This window comes from Polyangium spumosum, assembly GCF_009649845.1.
Classification (GTDB): domain Bacteria; phylum Myxococcota_A; class Polyangia; order Polyangiales; family Polyangiaceae; genus Polyangium; species Polyangium spumosum.
Map to the genome: position 1 here is coordinate 15,600 of NZ_WJIE01000019.1, position 16,319 is coordinate 31,918.

Genomic DNA, 16,319 nt, shown 5'->3' on the forward strand with positions numbered 1-16,319 from the left:
CGTCTCGTCAACGTTATACAAAGGCTGAAGGCACGCACCCTCCAGTGTCAAGTCGGAAATTATTAAGATTGCGCAAAGGTTGAACCAAGCTTGTACAACCGGGAGGTGTGGTAAACGGGACCTCGTGCGGTACTTGCCGGTGGAAGTGGATGTTCAGGGGCGCGAGGCGCTCGTCGTCGGCGCGAGCGTCGAGGTCGTGTCCAAGGTCGAGCGGCTGCTCGAGGCGGGGGCGCGGGTCGTGGTCGTCGCGTCGGGGGAGGTCGATCCGGCGATCACGCGGCTCGCGGCCGAGGGGCGGGTCACGCTCGAGCGGCGCGAGGCCTCCGCGGCCGACATCGACGGCAAGGTGATCGTGTACGTGGCGACCACGGAGGACGGCCGCGCCGCGCCGTTTCACGCCCGCGGGCTCGTGGAGGGGCGGCTCGTGTGCACGCTCGACAGGCCCGAGCTGTCGACGTTCGTGAACCCGGCGGTCGTGCGCGCCGCGGGCCTCACGATGACGTTCGCGACCGGCGGCACGAGCCCGGGGGCGCTGCGGCGCATCCGCGAGGACCTCGAAGCGCTCTTCGCGGATCCGAGGTTCGCGCGGTTCCTCGAGGCCCTCGCGGGCCTGCGGGAGCGGCTCCCCCGAGGCGAACGCGCGGCGCGGATGGCCGAGGCCGTGAAGGGGTTTGCCGTGGAAGCGAGGCTTCGTTTTCCCGAATGGATCGATCGGGGCGAGGAGCCCTGACGCACCCGCCTGGTGGAAAGGCCACGGACCATGCGTCCAGGGCTGCTCAAACCTCTTGTGTCGCGCGGGCCGCGGGAGTTATCTCAGCGAAACTCAGAGTTCCAAGCAGAGACGAGTGAGGAGGGCTTAGATATGCGATCGAGTTCGGGCCGGCTGACGTCGTTGCACACGGCAGCAGTGCTCACGAGTCTGTTGGCGCTCACGGCGTCTCCGGCGGCGTTCGCGCAGGCCAAGGCTCCTGCCGCCGCGCCCGCAGCGCCCGCGAAAGACGCGAAGGCCGCCGCCGCCGCTCCCGCGAAGGACGCGAAGGCCGCCGCCGCTCCCGCGAAGGACGCGAAGCCAGCGAAGCCTCTGACCGAGAAGCAGAAGAGGGACCTCGCCACGAAGCTCATGAAGGACGGCGACGCCGCCTTCGAGAAGGGCGAGTACCAGGCCGCGTACGACGCGTACAAGGGCGCGGACGACACGCTGCCGGGCCTCAACGCGAAGTTCAAGGCCGCGGTCGCGCTCGAGAAGCTCAACAAGGTGCAGGAGGCCGTCGCGGCCTACCAGGGCTTCATCGCGGCGATCGACGAGCAGACCGCCGACAAGAAGAAGAAGTTCGATCCCAAGAAGTGGGAGGACCGCGTCAACGAGGCGAAGGGCCGGATCGAGGCGCTGCAGAAGACGCCCGCGACGGTCAAGTTCGCCACGACGCCGGAGACGGCGCAGGGCCTCATGGTCGCGGTCGATGGCAAGGAGCCCGTGCCCGCCGGCGAGATGAAGCTCGATCCGGGCAAGCACACGCTCGTGTACTCGGCCAAGGGCTTCATCACGTCGCAGCCGCAAGAGGTCGACGTCGCCTTCGGTGAGACGAAGGAGCTCCCGGCGCCGGCGCTCGAAGCCGAGCCGCCGCCTCCGCCGCCTCCGCCGCCTCCGCCGCCTCCGCCGCCTCCGCCGCCCGAGCCGGCCGTCCCGCCGCCGCCGCCGAAGTCGTACGTCCCGGCGTACGTGACGCTCGGCCTCGCGGGCGTGGGCGCGGTCGTCGGCACGATCTTCGGCGTCTCGGCGCTCAGCGCGAAGAGCGACTTCGAATCGGACCCGACGGTCGACAACGCCGACAGGACCGATCGCAACGCGCTCATCGCGGACATGTCGTTCGCCGTGGCCCTCACGTTCGGCGTGACGGGCGCGGTGCTGCTCTTCGGCGGCGACGACAAGCCCGCGCAGCAGACGGCCACGACGAAGCTCTACAAGCCGATCGTCGCGCCCTTCGTGGGCCCGACGGGCGGCGGCGGCGTCGTGTCGTTCAAGTTCTGATCGAGCGAGCGCCATGAAGGCACGGAGCACTCGAACCTGGGCAAAACTCGCGCTCGCCACGGGTTTTGCCCTCTCCGTCGGCACGGGCTGCGAGCTCGTCGCGTCGGTCGATCGGGAGAAGATCCCGGTCGGCGAAGGCGGCGCGGGCGGCGCCGGTGGCACGGGCGGCCAGGGCGGCCAAGGCGGCGTGGGTGGCTCCGGCGGTCAGGGCGGTCAGGGCGGTCAGGGCGGCCAAGGCGGCGTGGGTGGCTCCGGCGGCATGGGCGGCGCGGGTGGCAGCATGGGATCGTGTGTGGATCCCGCGCTCGATTGTCCCGCGCCCTCGGGCCCGTGCGTGGCCGCGATCTGCGACGCGAACCAGAACTGCGCCGAGGATCCGGCGCCGCAAGGCTCGCCCTCCTCGAACGAGGCGGCGGGCGACTGCAAGCAGCACACGTGCGACGGCGCAGGCGCCGAAGAGGTCACCGACGAGGCCGCGGGGACGACGTGCGGAGACGCCACGCAGTCCTGCGCGAACGGCGTCGCGAACGGGCCCGACACCTGCGACGGCGCAGGCACGTGCCAGGCGAACGACGACGTCGCATGCGCGCCCTACGCGTGCGGCGCGACCGCCTGCAACACGGTCTGCGCGGTGGACGGCGACTGCGCGGCCGACGCGTACTGCGACGGCGGCATGTGCGCGCCCAAGGCGACGAACGGCGCCGCCTGCGTGATGTCGAACGCCTGTCAGAGCGGCTTCTGCACGGACGGCGTCTGCTGCAACAGCACGTGCGACGGCCTCTGCCTCGCGTGCAACGTCGCGGGCACGGTGGGCATGTGCACGCCGGTCCCTGCGAACACGCCCGATCCGGCCTGCGGCGCAGGCGAGGCGTGCAGCGACGCGACGACGTGCCTCAAGATCGCCGGTTCGCAGTGCACGACGAACGACGAGTGCATCTCCAACCAGTGCCTCAACAACGAGTGCCAGCCGTGAGTTGTTGACGCGCGGGGGCTGCGCTCGGACGAGTTGAGCGAGCCCCCCGCGTTTTTCCCTTCAAACCCGCAGCGTCGTCCGCCGGTATCGCTTCCCCGACGTGAGCTCGGCGAGCGTGGTCAGCGACGTCGCCTCTGGCTCGGCCGACTCGCCCTCCGCGGCCTCGTTGCCCGGAGCTTCCTCCGACGCCGCGTCCTCCTCCACGTCGTAGGCCGGCACCGTCCTCGCCTGCTCCCAGCGATCCTTCAGTCGATCGGCGATCGTCGCGAGCAACGCGCGTGTCGTCTCGCGGCTCGTCGCGGACACGAGCACGGCGCCCTTGTGGCCGAAGAGCAGCCTCTTCGCCTCACCCTTCTCGACGAGGTCGACCTTGTTGAAGACCAGGATCCGCGGGATCGACGAGAGCCCGAGCTCGCCGAGCAGCTCCTCGGTCGTCGCGATGTGCTGGTCGTACGCCGGGTCGCTCGCGTCGACGACGTGCAGGATCAGGTCCGCGTCGGCCGCCTCCTCGAACGTCGCGCGGAACGCGGCGAAGAGGTCCTTCGGCAGCTCGCGGATGAAGCCCACGGTGTCCGTGAGGATCACCTCGCGCTCCTCCGGGAAGCGGATGCGGCGCGAGCGCGTGTCGAGCGTGGCGAAGAGCTTGTTCTCCGCGATCGTGTCCGAGCCCGTGAGCGTGTTGAGCAGCGTGCTCTTGCCCGCGTTCGTGTAGCCGACGATGCTCACGATCGGCACGTCCTTGCGGGCGCGCTTGCGGCGCCGCTGCTCGCGCTGGCGCGAGAGCTTCTTGAGCTGCGCTTCGAGGAAGGAGACGCGCTCCTTGGCGCGGCGGCGGCCGATCTCGAGCTTCGTCTCGCCGGGGCCGCGCCCGCCGATGCCGCCCGTGAGGCGCGAGAGCGAGTCGTCCTTCATCGCGAGGCGCGGCAACGCGTACTTGAGCTGCGCGAGCTCGACCTGGAGCTTGCCGTCGGCGGACTCGGCGCGTTGCGCGAAGATGTCGAGGATGAGCTGCGTCCGATCGATGACCTTGAGGTCCGAGTGCTTGGCGATCGCCGAGGCCTGCGAGGGCGTGAGGTTGCGATCGAAGACGAGCGTCGTCGCGTCGAGCTCGGCCGCGCGCAAGACGATGTCGTCGAGCTTGCCCTTGCCCACGACGAGGCGCGGATCGATCTTCTCGCGGAGCTGCACGACCGAGTCGACGACCAGGGCGCCCGCGGTGCGCGAGAGCTCGGCGAGCTCGCGCAGGCTGTCCTCGGCCTCCGCGTAGGCGCCTTGTTTCGACTTCTCCGCCACGTGCACGAGGATCGCGCGGCCGTCCTTCGCGTGCGTGACGATGCGCGACCGGCGGGCGAACTCGTCCTCGAGCGCGCTGATGAGCTCGCCGAAGTTGAGATCGATGCGGCCGATCGGCAGCGGATCCACGCGCCGATAGGGCAAACCATTTCGAGGATCTTCGCCCTCCGCGACCGGCGACGGCGGCGTGTTGTACGCGAGATCCATCGTCTTCGCCTCGCCCTCGGGCGAGAGCTGGATCGCGGCCACGAGGTCGAGGCGCAGGCGCACGAGGTCGACGATGTCGTCGCGCGTGAGCTGCTCGTTGTAGAGGTGCGTGTGGACGAGGCGGAGCGCGCGGAAGCGCCCCTCGGCGGCGCGCAGGCGGCCGATGTCGGGGAGCATGAGCTTCGTCGCGTCACCGACGATGACGTAGTCGATGACGCCCGATCGATGCACGAGCGCGCCGACCTGACGGCCCGTCTCGTGCGAGGCCTCGGCGAGGGATTTGACGAGCTCCGGCGTGGCGACGTGCTCGAGGGGCACCCTGCGCCGGTAGATACGCTCGAGCAATCGAACCGCGTGCGGGCTCAGGCCCGTGGTGTTTCCGTAGATCTGTTGCATTCGAGGGTGGTTCGAGGGCCGAAGCTCCGAGCGACGGAGCAGATCCCCCGAGCATGACTTCGTGCTTCCTTTCCTTACATAACGCACGGATCCCCGGCGCGCGAGAGGCAGCGCCTTGGTACCGTGCAGCCGGACATGGGTGTTTTCACGGCACTGTCGCTCGAGGAGGCCCGGGCGCTCGGCGCGCGCTTCGGCCTCGTGGTCACGGGCGCGCGTGGGCTCGACGCGGGCAGCGTGAACACGAGCTACGAGCTCACGATCGAAGGCGGGAGCCGGGTCTTTTTGCGGATCTACGAGGGCGCGAGCGCGGGCGTCGCCGCGCAGGAGGCGCGCCTGCTCGTGCACCTCGCCACGCACGGCGTGCCCACGCCCGCGCCCTTGCCCCTCGCCTGCACGAGCGGGTCGTTCGTGGCCGAGCACGCGGGCAAACCCGCGATCGTCTTGCCGTGGATCGACGGAGCGTCCATCTGCCAGCGCGGCGTGACCGACGCGCACGCGCGCGCCGTCGGGGAGGCGCTCGCGCGTGTGCACCTCGCAGGCGCGAGCTTCGCCGAGCCGCTCGTCACGCGCTTCGGCCCCGCGGACCTCGCGGCGCGGCTCGCGAGCCTGCACGAACGAACGGACGTCCCGGGGCACGTCCGCGTGGTCCTCCCCGAGCTCGATCGTCGGCTCGAACGTCTCTCTTCGCCGTCGGACCTCGGCCCGACCGTGCCCGTGATTCACGCCGATCTGTTCCGGGACAACGTGCTTTTCCAGGGCGGCGCGCTCGCCGCGGTCCTCGATTTCGAGAGCGCGTCGAGCGGCTCGGCCGCGTTCGACCTCATGGTCACGGTGCTCGCGTGGTGCTTCGGCGACGAGCTCGATCGAGGCCTCGCGCGCGCGCTCGCGTCCGGATATTCCGCGGTCCGCGCCCTCTCGGACGACGAGCGAGCGGCGCTCCTCGACGCCGCGCTCTTCGCGGCGCTTCGTTTCACGATCACGCGCATCACGGACTACGAGCTGCGCCCGCGTGGACGATCGATGTTCAGGGATTACCGTCGCTTCTTGGCGCGCGCCGCGGCGATCGATGCGCTCTCCGCGCGTGGGCTCGTCGAGATGCTCGATGTGTGAAGGACGTGTAAAGCTCTCTTGATTTTCTGGTTCGATCCCGGGGCGGCGGTTGCGCCGTGAGAGGCGCCCCGTTACCTTCGAGGACCATGGCACAAGTGGGGACGCTCGATTTCAAGGGCTTCATCGAGGACCGCAAGGAGAAGCGCGCCGGCGGCGTGGACGGGGGTGGACACGCGTATGCGTACGTCTCCGATCGGAACACGCGCGCCGCGTTCGACAAGATGAAGCCGGTCGAGCTGGCCGTCGCCGCCTCGGTCCGGTTCTTCAAGGCCGTCGGCAAGAGCGACCTGCTCGGCCACGCGGTGAAGGTCGGGCCGAACCAGTTCCCGCGCGTGCACGGCATCGCCGCCGAGTGCGCGCAGACGCTCGGCATCACGACGCCCACCGTCTACATCGTCAACGACCCGCGCATGAACGCCGCGACGTACGGGACGAACGACGACTCGTTCATCATGGTCCACTCGGCGCTCGTCGATCACTTCTCCGACGAGGATCTGCGCAACGTCATCGGCCACGAGTGCGGCCACATCCACAACAGCCACGTCGTGTACCTGACGGCGATGCACTACCTGAAGGTCATGGCGTCGCGCTGGCTCGGCCCGCTGGTCGAGCCGGCGATGATCGCGCTCTCGAGCTGGTCGCGCCGCGCCGAGGTGACGTGTGATCGCGCGGGGCTGCTCTGCTGCAAGAGCCTCGACGTCGCCACGCGGACCTTCGCGAAGCTCGCGCTCGGATCCACGAAGCTTTATGCCGAGCTCAACATGGACGCGTTCCTCGCGCAGTACGAGGAGGGCAAGGACGGCGTGGGTCGCTACCGCGAGCTGATGGCGAGCCACCCCTACCTGCCGAAGCGCGTGATGGCCCTGCGCACGTTCGCCGAGAGCGAGCTCTACAAGAAGCACGTCGGCCAGGAAGGCCCCGGCCTCACGATGGAAGAGGTCGACGAGAAGGTGCACGAAATCATCAAGGTGGTTGGGTAGGAGCGCACGATGCTCGAGACATTCCGCACACGTCAGGTCGAAGTCACCCGAGCCCTCCGTGGGATCCTCTCGATCGCCGGACGCGTCGGCGCCCGATCGCTCGCGGGCCGCCTCGGCGGCGATGTCGTCGACAAGCTGGAGGCCGATCGCTTCCACCTCGTCGTCGTCGGCGAGTTCAACCACGGCAAGACCACCTTCGTGAACGCGCTGCTCGGCGCCGAGGTGCTGCCCGTCGGCGTGACGCCGACGACGGCGGTCATCCATCACCTCGAGTACGCGCCCGAGCCCCGCGCCGAGCTCGTGCGTGTCTCGGGCGAACGCACGAACATGCCCTTCGAGGAGGTCCGCAAGTTCGCCGTCGGCCAGGAAAAAGGCTCCGAGAGCGCGACGAGCGAGGTGAAGCACCTCGAGGTCTTCTACCCGGCGGAGCTCTTGCGCGAGCGCGTCGTGCTCGTCGACACCCCAGGCGTGAACGACCTCTCGCTCCAGCGCGCGGACATCACCTACAGCTACATCCCGCGCTCGGACGCCGTGCTCTTCCTCATCGACGCGGGCCAGCCGCTCAAGGAGAGCGAGCGCGTCTTCCTCAACGAGAAGCTGCTCGGACAGTCGCGCGACAAGATCATCTTCGTCGTCACCAAGAAGGACATCTGGAGCGACGACGAGGAAGAGGAGGCGCTCGCGTACATCCGCACCGAGCTCGCCAAGCTCATCCGCACGCCCATGGTCTTCGCCGTCAGCGCGAAGCGCGCGGCCGAGGGGCAAGCCGCGGAGAGCGGCATGCCGGAGCTGCTCTCGCACCTGACGAAGTTCCTCGCCGAGGAGCGAGGTCGCATCCTGCTCGACAACGCCCTCGGCGAGGGCCTCGAAGCAGCCCGGATGCTCAGCAAGGGCATCGACGCGCGCAGGCGCGCCGCGCAGATGTCGAGCGAGGAGCTCGCGCGGAGGATCGAGCTGCTCGAGAAGGACCTCGCGGGCCAGTCGCGCACGATCGAGGAGCGCCGCGCGGGCATCCGCGAGGAGGTCGCCGCGATCCGCGCCTGGGTGCGGCGCGACCTCGATCACTTCGTCGACGACGTGACGCGGCAGATCCCCGACATCGTGGACAACGCCGACCCGGACGAGCTCAAGACATGGCTCGGCCCCTTCCTGGAGAAGACGTTCGCGGACTGGGCGCAGGCCGAGACGAAGGAGATCGCGACCGCGCTCGAGGCGCTCGCGGAGAAGACGATCGCGCTCGTTCGCGAAGACGCGCACGACGTCGCCAAACGCGTGGGACAAGCGCTCGGCGCGGATGTCCGGGCGCCCAGCGTGGAGGTCGACAGGCTCGGCTACGACGTGGGCATCTTCGCGCTCATGACCGTGGGCATCGGCGTCCTGTTCACGAACGTCTTGCTCGGCGGCCTGCTCATCGCCGCCTCGCCCGTGCTCGCGATGTACGTGAAGGGCAGGATCGACGTCGAGACGAAGAAACGCGCGAAGGAGCTCGCCCCGACAGCGCTGCGCGAGGCCGCCGCGCGCGTCGGCCCCAAGCTCGACGAGATGATCGGCGAGTTCGCGCAGCGGCTCGACGCGTGGGTCGTCACGGCGGGCGAGGAGCTGCACCGCGAGGTCATCGAGGTGCTCGAGGCCGCGCGCACCGAGCGAGCGGGCAAGGCGCCGGGCGTGGAGGCCGCGACGCAGGTCTGCGACGCGGAGGCGAAGGAGCTCGGCGCCGTGGTCGAGCGGCTCGAGTCGCTCCGCCGCGCGCTCTGGGCCACGGACGTGGCCGCGACGTGACGATCCCGGGGGACTTGGGCCCTCGGGCCATGCGATATTGAAGCCGTGCAGCTCGATTTCGCATCACGCGAGATCTCGATCAAGCTCGTCTATTACGGTCCTGCGCTGAGCGGAAAGACCACGAACCTGGTCGCTCTGCACGGCCGCGCCGGCACCGACGCGCGCGGGCGCCTCATGACGCTCGAGACGCAGGACGATCGCACGCTCTTCTTCGACCTCCTGCCGCTCACGTTCCGGTCGAAGGACGGCGACACCTCGCTGCGCATCAAGCTCTTCACCGTCCCCGGCCAGCCGATCCACGCCGCGACCCGCAGGCTCGTCCTGCAAGGCGCCGACGGCGTCGCGCTGATCGCCGACTCGCGCGTCTCCGAGACGCAACGCAACGCCGACGCGTTCCTCGATCTCCGCCAGAACCTGCGCGACAACGGGATCGAGATCTCGAAGATGCCGCTCGTGATCCAGTTCAACAAGCGGGACCTGCCCGACATCCGCAGCGACGAGGAGCTCGCGAGGCTCGCGGCGCGCGGCAAGGAGCCCGTCTTCCGCGCGGTCGCGACCCGCGGCATCGGCGTCGTCGAGACGTTCATCTGTCTGCTCTGGCTCACGTGGCGCTCGCTCGACCAGAGCCACCAGCTCTCGCGCAAGCTCTCGATCGACGGCGACGATCTCGTCTCGACCGCGGCGCAGCAGCTCGGCGTGACGACGCCGTTCCGCGAGCTCATCGCGGCGCGGATGGGCGGGCGGGCGGCAGGCGCCGCGCCCGGAGGCGCTCCTTGAGTGACGAGCGCTCGGTCGACGTCGACACGCTCGGCCTCGGGCTCGGACCTCTCAGGCTCGAGGACCTCGTGGACCGCGAGGCGATGCGCGGCATGGTCGCCTCGATCGAGCAGGTCTTCGGCCTCCCCCTCCGCATCGTCTCGAACTCGGGCGTGAGCCTGGCGAGCTCGACCCACGAGGCCCCGCTCTGCGCGATGATCAACGAGGAGCCCGCGGGCCGCCGCGCGTGCGGCGCGATCGTCTCCGAGGTGAAGCGCCTGCGCGTGACGTCGAGCGACGGCGCCTCGCACGGCTGCTTCACCGGCGCGCGTTACCGCGTCGTGCCCATCGAGTACGATGGCGGCACCATCGGCCGCGCGATCCTCGGCCCGTACCTGCCTCTCTCCGTCGAGAGCGTGCCCGACACGCTTCTCGCCATCGACGGCGTCGACCCGGCCCGCGCGGCGGAGCTCCTGCCGCACATGGCGCGGGCGAGCGAGGCGACCGCGGAGACCGTCGCGAGGCACCTCGTCTCGGTGCTCGACGTGATCCTCTGGAGCGGCCACAAGGCGCTGCTCACGTCGAAGATGCACATCGCCTCGATGCGCGAGAGTTACCGCGAGCTCTCGCAGAAAAACACGGCGCTCGAGCAGGCCTACGAGCGGCAGCAGGAGCTCGACAAGCTCAAGTCGAACTTCCTCGCCACCATCTCGCACGAGCTCCGGACGCCGCTCACCTCGATCCTCGGCTACAGCGAGATGCTCGTGGGAGGCATCGCCGGCGAGCTCACGGGGCCGCAGCTCGACTTCGTGCAGATCATCCATTCGAAGAGTGATCAGCTCCTCAAGCTCATCATGAGCCTGCTCGACCTCTCCAAGCTGGAGAGCGGCACGGTGATGATGCGGAGGAGCGACGTGGCGATCGGCGCGGTGCTCGCCGAGGCCGCGTCGACGGTCGCGCCCACGGCCACGAAGAAGAGCGTCACGCTCACCGTGGACGCGCCCGGCGATCTGCCGCTCGTGCTCGGCGATCCGGAGCGGCTCCGGCAGGTCTTCGTGAACCTCGGCGAGAACGCCATCAAGTTCACGCCCCCGAGCGGCACGGTGCAGTTCATCGCGCGGCAGGTGGCCACGCACGCGGACGACGGCGCGGACGACGAGCCCGGCATGGTGCTGCTCGCGCCGCTGCGGCAGATGGTCGAGGTGCGCGTGACCGACACGGGCATCGGCATCCCGGCGCCCGAGCGAGACAAGGTCTTCGACCCGTTTTACCAGGTGGACCAGTCGTCGACGCGCGAGCACGGCGGCACGGGGCTCGGCCTGTCGATCGTGAAGCGCCTCGTCGAGGCGCACCACGGCACGGTGCACATCGAGGGCAACGAGCCGAGCGGAGCCGTCTTCGTCGTGCGTTTGCCCGCGTCACGCCCGTCGGCGCCGCCGTCGAAGGCGGCGATCTCGGTCCGGTTCGCGTAAAGTCGAGGCATGACAGCTCGAAGCTCGGAGCGAGCACGCGTCGACCTGCTCGCGCGCGTGTTCGGCACGGACGGCTCGGGCCGGACGATGCTCGGCATCGGCGACGACGCAGCCGTGATCACGCCCGGATCGCAGCCCCTCGTGTGGACCGTCGACGCGCAGGTCGAAGGCGTGCACTTCCGGCGCGACCTCGTCTCGATGGCAGACCTCGGCTACCGCGCGACGATGGCCGCGGCGAGTGACCTCGCGGCGATGGGCGCCTCGCCGCTCGGCATGCTCGCGGGCCTCGTGCTGCCGGAGGACGTCTCCGACGACGATCTGCGCGCCATCGCCGAGGGACAACACGAGGCGGCCCAAGAAGTTGGTACACATATCATCGGCGGCAACCTCGCGCGCGGCCGGGAGCTCTCGATCACGACGACCGTGCTCGGCGAGACGCCGCGCCCGCTCGGTCGATCGGGCGCGAAGCCCGGCGAGGTCGTGGCGATCGCAGGACCGCTCGGGCTCTCGGCGGCAGGGCTCGTGCTGATCGAGCGAGGCCGCGAAGGCGAGGCAGACGCAGCCCCAGCGGTGCGCGCCTACCGCAGGCCCGTCGCGCGTATCGCAGCAGGGCTCGCAGCGCGGGACGTGGCGAGCGCGGCGATCGACGTCTCGGATGGACTCGCGCGAGACGTGGGCCACCTGGCGCGCGCGAGCGGGGTGCGCATCGCTCTCGATCCGACAGCGCTCGTCCGGCCCGCGCTCGCGAAGGCAGCCACGCTCGCGGGCGCGGACCCCCTCGCCCTCGCGCTTCACGGAGGCGAAGACTACGCGGTCGTGATCACCGTCCCCGAGGACCGTCTCCCCGAGAAGGAGTTCGAGCGGATCGGGCGCGTTCTTCCGGCCGAACCCGGCGCGCGTCTGGTCACGCTCGAGCAGCCCGACGGGACACTCGTCCCCATCGACGAGCGCGGCTACGACCACTTCGGCTGATCGTACGCCCTCAAACTAGTTGCAAGCCGCCGGCGCGCTCCCGGCCATGGTGGCGCGAATCTGGGCGAGGGCGCTCGAGCGCGGAGCCCTGCCCTCCTTCACGAGCTTCGAGGTGCTCGTGCACATCGAAGCGGCCACGGCGGCCTTCGCCTTCACGGTCGAACTGGCCTTCGCGTCCTTCGACAAGGCCGTGAGAGCCGAGCAACACCCATCAATCGAAGGCGGCGGACCCGCCGGCTTCGGGGCCTCCGTGGCCGTGGGAGCGACCGGCTGCGCCTGCGCAGCCTCCGCGGGCGCAGCGCTACCAGCCGCCGAGCCCTCCGCAGCCTGCGGCGTGTCTTCCGTGGCCTTGACCGGCGCAGGAGCGCCCGTGGGAATCGGGACGGCCTGGGGCGCCTCCTCCTCCTTCTTGCAACCAGCGAGGAGGAGCGCGCCAAGGGCGAACGTGAGCAGAGCAGAGCACACGCGAGCGGAAGTCAGCATGTCCGCCGTTTAGCCGTGTTTCGGAGCGGCCGCTACTTCTGCGCCAGGTCGCGCGAGCAGGGCCTCTTTGCCCCCTCTCCCGCGAGGGAGAGGGGGTTCGGGGTGAGGCTCAGCTGCAACCCATGCTGTTGCCGCAGTTGAGGCACTTGTAGCAGGCGCCGTTGCGGACCGTGATGTGGCCGCAGCCATCACACACGGGCGCGTCGCCCATCATGTCCTCGAGCTGCGCATCGAGCGCGCTCGTGACGCGCTCGTGCGCCTCGGCGCGAGGCGAGGCAGGGAGCACCGGCGCAGCCGAAGAGCTCTCCTGCGCCCGCGTCTCCGTCGGATCCTGGATCGCCGCCGTCGGCTGCGGCTGCACGTGCGCGAGGTCGTACCGGTGCAGGTACTCGATGCCGAGCACACGGAAGATGTAGTCGACGATCGAGGTCGAGAGCTTCACGTAGTCGTGCCCCTCGACCATGCCCTGCGGCTCGAAACGCGTGAACGTGAACTGATCGACGAACGTCTCGAGCGGCACCCCGTACTGCAAGCCGAGCGAGACGCTCATGGCGAAGCAGTTCATGAGCGAACGGAAGGCCGCGCCCTCCTTGTGCATGTCGATGAAGATCTCGCCGAGCGTGCCATCGACGTACTCACCCGTGCGCACGTAGATCTTGTGCCCACCCACCGTGGCCTCCTGCGTGAAGCCCGTGCGCTTCTTCGGGAGTCGCACACGCGCGCCCGTCGGCCGGAGCGCAGGCCCCGCCGGCGCCTGCGTGGACACCACGACCTCAGCCGGAGCCGAAGCCTTCTCGGCACGCTCGGCCTTCTCGGCCTTCTCCTCCTTCGAATCACTCGACGAGGAGAGCGGCTGCGACGCCTTGCAACCGTCACGGTAGAGCGCGACCGCCTTGAGCCCGAGGCGCCAGCCCTCTTCGTAGATCTTCTGCACCTCCTCGACGGTCGCCTCGTTCGGCAAGTTGACCGTCTTCGAGATGGCGCCCGAGAGGAACGGCTGCGCCGCCGCCATCATGCGCACGTGCGACATCGGCGCGAGGAAACGCTTGCCAATCTTGCCGCACCGGTTCGCACAATCGAACACCGCGTAGTGCTCTTCGCGCAGATGCGGCGCGCCCTCGACCGTCATGCGACCGACGATCACCTCGTTCGCCTCGGCGATCTCCGCCGCCGAGAAGCCGAGCGCGCGGAGCAACGAGAAACCAGGCGTCTGGCGCTGCTCGGGCGTGATGCCGAGCCGGACGTACGCCTCTTCGCCGAGCACCCACGGGCTGAACGCGAGACCGAGGTCGAAGACACCCGGGATCGCCGCCTCGATCTTCGCGAGGTCCTCGTTCGTGAAGCCGCGCTGCTTGAGCGAGGCGCGGTTCACGTTCGGCGCCGCGAGCAGCGTGTTCGTGCCCGAGACGTACGCGACGATCTCCTGCACCTCGTGCTCGCTGTAGCCGAGCCGGCGCAGCGCCTCCGGCACCGACTGGTTGACGATCTTGAAGTACCCGCCACCCGCGAGCTTCTTGAACTTCACGAGCGCGAAGTCGGGCTCGATGCCCGTCGTGTCGCAGTCCATGAGCAGCCCGATCGTCCCCGTCGGCGCGAGCACCGTCGCCTGCGCGTTGCGGTAGCCGTTCTGCTGGCCGAGCTGCACCGCCTCGTCCCAGTCCGCGCACGCCGCACGCCAGAGCGGCTCCGGGCACTTCTCCCGATCGATCGCGTACGCCGCGTCGCGGTGCAGGCCCATCACCCGCAGCATCGGCTCGCGGTTCTTCGCGTACCCCGGGAAAGGCCCGCGTGAACCGGCCATCTCGGCCGAGACCTTGTACGCATGCCCGCACATGATCGCCGTGATCGCCCCCGCCACCGAACGCCCCTCGTCCGAGTCGTACGGGATGCCGAGCAGCATGAGCAGCGTGCCGAGGTTCGCGTACCCGAGCCCGAGCGGACGGTAATCGTGCGAGTTCCGCGCGATGGACTTCGTCGGGTAGGACGAGAAGTCCACGAGGATCTCCTGCGCCACGAAGAAGACCCGCGTCGCATGGCGGAAGCCCTCGATGTCGAAGGAGCCGTCCGCGCGCAAGAACTTCGTGAGGTTCAGGCTCGCGAGGTTACAGGCCGTGTCGTCGAGGAACATGTACTCGGAGCACGGGTTCGAGGCGTTGATGCGCCCCGAGTTCGGGCAGGTGTGCCAGCGGTTGATGGTCGAGTCGTACTGCACGCCCGGGTCGGCGCAGGCCCACGCCGCGTCCGCCACCAGCCGCCAGAGGTCCTTCGCGTTCAGCGTCTCGACGACCTCGCCCGTCGTCCGCGCCCGCGTCTCCCACGCCCCGCCCGTCGACACGGAGCGCATGAACTCGTCCGTGACGCGCACCGAGTTGTTCGAGTTCTGGCCGCTCACCGTGTGGTAGGCCTCGCCGTTGAAGTCCGAGGACATGCCCGCGGCGATGAGCATCTGCGCCTTGCGCTCCTCGCGGACCTTCCACTGGACGAAGTCGACGATCTCGGGGTGGTCCATGTCGAGGCAGACCATCTTCGCGGCGCGCCGCGTCGTACCGCCGCTCTTCGTCGCCCCCGCCGCGCGGTCGAAGACCTCGAGGAAGCTCATCAGCCCCGAGCTCGTCCCGCCGCCCGAGAGCTTCTCCTGCTTGCCCCGGATCGTGCTGAAGTTCGTGCCCGTCCCCGAGCCGTACTTGAAGAGCCGCGCCTCGCTCTTCACGAGCTCGTAGATGCTCATCAGGTCGTCGTTGATCGACTGGATGAAACACGCCGAGCACTGCGGTTTTTCGTACGCGTTCGAAATCTCCGCGATGTCGCCGTCCGTGTCGTCGCCGCTCCAGGCGTAGTTGCCGCCCGCGCCCGTGATGCCGTAGCGGTGCCACAGGCCGCAGTTGAACCAGACCGGCGAGTTGAAGGCGCCGTACTGGTGGACGAGCAGGAAGGTGAGCTCCGCCTCGAAGGTGTCCGCCTCCTTGGCGCTCGCGAAGTAGCCGCCGAACGCCTCGCCCTGCTCGCGGATCGTCTTCGCCAGGCGCTCGACCACCTGACGCACGCTCGTCTCGCCGAGCTCCTTCTTGCCGTGCAGGCCCGCCTTGCGGAAGTACTTGGAGACGACGATGTCCGTCGCGAGCTGCGACCAGCCCGCCGGCACCTCCGCGCCCTCCATCTTGAAGACGACCGAGCCGTCGGGGTTGTTGATGACGCTCGAGCGGCGCTCCCAGGTGACCTCGTCGAGCGGGCTCTGGCCCCGATGCGTGAAGACCCGGTCGAAGGCGAGGCCACGCGCCCGCGTCGCCTTCTTCGCCTCCTTCGACCCGACCGCCGGCGCGGCCGCCGCGGCCTTGCCCGGCTTGCTGGGCCGATCGGAGGCCCGGGCCGCGCGCTTCGTGCCCTCCCCCGACGCCTTCGCCACCTTCCCGTCATCCTCACCGATCGTCGGCTGCGCCATCTACCTGTCTCCCAAGATGGAAAACGTCGCCCGTCCGTACGAACCGCTCCGAGAATCGTACAGTGGCGACGCTGCTTCGGCAGGCCCGCGGCCCTGCCTCTGCGTTTGTTCAGGAGGAACTCGAATTCGTTTGCCGCGCCGGGCTCGTCTGACCCGGCGGGCTGCCCCGCTGCCGAGGGGTGAACCCCACAGGCAGTGTCCAGGTCGCCGTCGTAGCCCAACCCCTAGCGTCCAGGCAAGCCCTCACGAGCGAGGCGCCGGTTTCACACACGAAACCACATGAACCGCTGCGCCCCTGTGGATTTGTCCCGCTCCACCCTGGTTTTTCTGAACAAAGACCGAGATCTGGAGCGCCTCGGTTTCACTTCAGGTGGCCCCGCTTGGCAGGAAAATTCCGTTTATCATCCCACACCAATTCCAATTCGGTTGA

The 16,319-nt window shown here is 69.3% G+C and carries 12 protein-coding genes; 9 read left to right on the top strand and 3 right to left on the bottom strand.

From position 1 onward, the window contains the following. The first annotated feature begins 124 nt into the window (after positions 1-124). The 3 genes from GF068_RS37635 (at position 125) to GF068_RS44590 (ending at position 3,002) form a co-directional block, all read left to right on the top strand. Positions 125-730: a precorrin-2 dehydrogenase/sirohydrochlorin ferrochelatase family protein gene (locus GF068_RS37635; protein WP_338046736.1), complete on the top strand. Its 606-nt coding sequence runs from the start codon at positions 125-127 to the stop codon at positions 728-730. A gap of 177 nt (positions 731-907) precedes the next feature. Then, a complete protein-coding gene (locus GF068_RS37640; RefSeq protein WP_170319906.1) occupies positions 908-2,029 on the top strand; it encodes a PEGA domain-containing protein in 1,122 nt (373 codons plus the stop codon). A 13-nt stretch (positions 2,030-2,042) separates the two neighbouring features. Continuing rightward, on the top strand, positions 2,043-3,002 hold the full coding sequence (locus GF068_RS44590; RefSeq protein WP_206079637.1) for a hypothetical protein: 960 nt from the start codon (positions 2,043-2,045) through the stop codon (positions 3,000-3,002). Between the two features lie 60 nt (positions 3,003-3,062). Here the strand turns inward: GF068_RS44590 and hflX are convergent, their stop codons facing one another. Next, on the bottom strand, positions 3,063-4,898 hold the full coding sequence (gene hflX / locus GF068_RS37650) for a GTPase HflX (RefSeq protein ID WP_153824386.1): 1,836 nt from the start codon (positions 4,896-4,898) through the stop codon (positions 3,063-3,065). Between the two features lie 135 nt (positions 4,899-5,033). Between hflX and GF068_RS37655 the strand changes: the two genes are divergently transcribed. The 6 genes from GF068_RS37655 to thiL all read left to right on the top strand — a co-directional run bounded on the left by GF068_RS37655 (position 5,034) and on the right by thiL (position 11,967). Continuing rightward, positions 5,034-6,008 carry a homoserine kinase gene (locus GF068_RS37655; RefSeq protein ID WP_153824387.1) on the top strand — a complete coding sequence of 325 codons (975 nt, stop codon included), beginning with the start codon at positions 5,034-5,036 and terminating at the stop codon, positions 6,006-6,008. An 86-nt stretch (positions 6,009-6,094) separates the two neighbouring features. Further along, the gene (locus tag GF068_RS37660) at positions 6,095-6,988 is read left to right on the top strand and encodes a M48 family metallopeptidase (RefSeq protein ID WP_153824388.1); all 894 of its coding nucleotides are present in this window, start codon (positions 6,095-6,097) and stop codon (positions 6,986-6,988) included. 9 nt (positions 6,989-6,997) lie between these two features. Further along, positions 6,998-8,767 carry a dynamin family protein gene (locus GF068_RS37665; RefSeq protein ID WP_153824389.1) on the top strand — a complete coding sequence of 590 codons (1,770 nt, stop codon included), beginning with the start codon at positions 6,998-7,000 and terminating at the stop codon, positions 8,765-8,767. A 45-nt stretch (positions 8,768-8,812) separates the two neighbouring features. After that, the gene (locus tag GF068_RS37670; protein WP_338046737.1) at positions 8,813-9,544 is read left to right on the top strand and encodes a GTP-binding protein; all 732 of its coding nucleotides are present in this window, start codon (positions 8,813-8,815) and stop codon (positions 9,542-9,544) included. After that, on the top strand, positions 9,541-10,995 hold the full coding sequence (locus GF068_RS37675; RefSeq protein ID WP_240808009.1) for an ATP-binding protein: 1,455 nt from the start codon (positions 9,541-9,543) through the stop codon (positions 10,993-10,995). Before GF068_RS37670 ends, GF068_RS37675 begins: the two co-directional genes overlap by 4 nt. A gap of 9 nt (positions 10,996-11,004) precedes the next feature. Beyond that, positions 11,005-11,967 (top strand): thiamine-phosphate kinase, encoded by a 963-nt coding sequence (thiL, locus tag GF068_RS37680; protein WP_153824390.1) that lies wholly within the window; start codon positions 11,005-11,007, stop codon positions 11,965-11,967. 15 nt (positions 11,968-11,982) lie between these two features. Here the strand turns inward: thiL and GF068_RS37685 are convergent, their stop codons facing one another. Together GF068_RS37685 and GF068_RS37690 are read right to left on the bottom strand one after the other, a co-directional pair. Continuing rightward, complete coding sequence (locus tag GF068_RS37685; RefSeq protein WP_153824391.1) at positions 11,983-12,450, bottom strand: hypothetical protein; 468 nt, start codon at positions 12,448-12,450, stop codon at positions 11,983-11,985. A gap of 109 nt (positions 12,451-12,559) precedes the next feature. Beyond that, positions 12,560-15,889 carry a vitamin B12-dependent ribonucleotide reductase gene (locus tag GF068_RS37690; protein WP_153824392.1) on the bottom strand — a complete coding sequence of 1,110 codons (3,330 nt, stop codon included), beginning with the start codon at positions 15,887-15,889 and terminating at the stop codon, positions 12,560-12,562. Between the last annotated feature and the right edge of the window lie 430 nt (positions 15,890-16,319).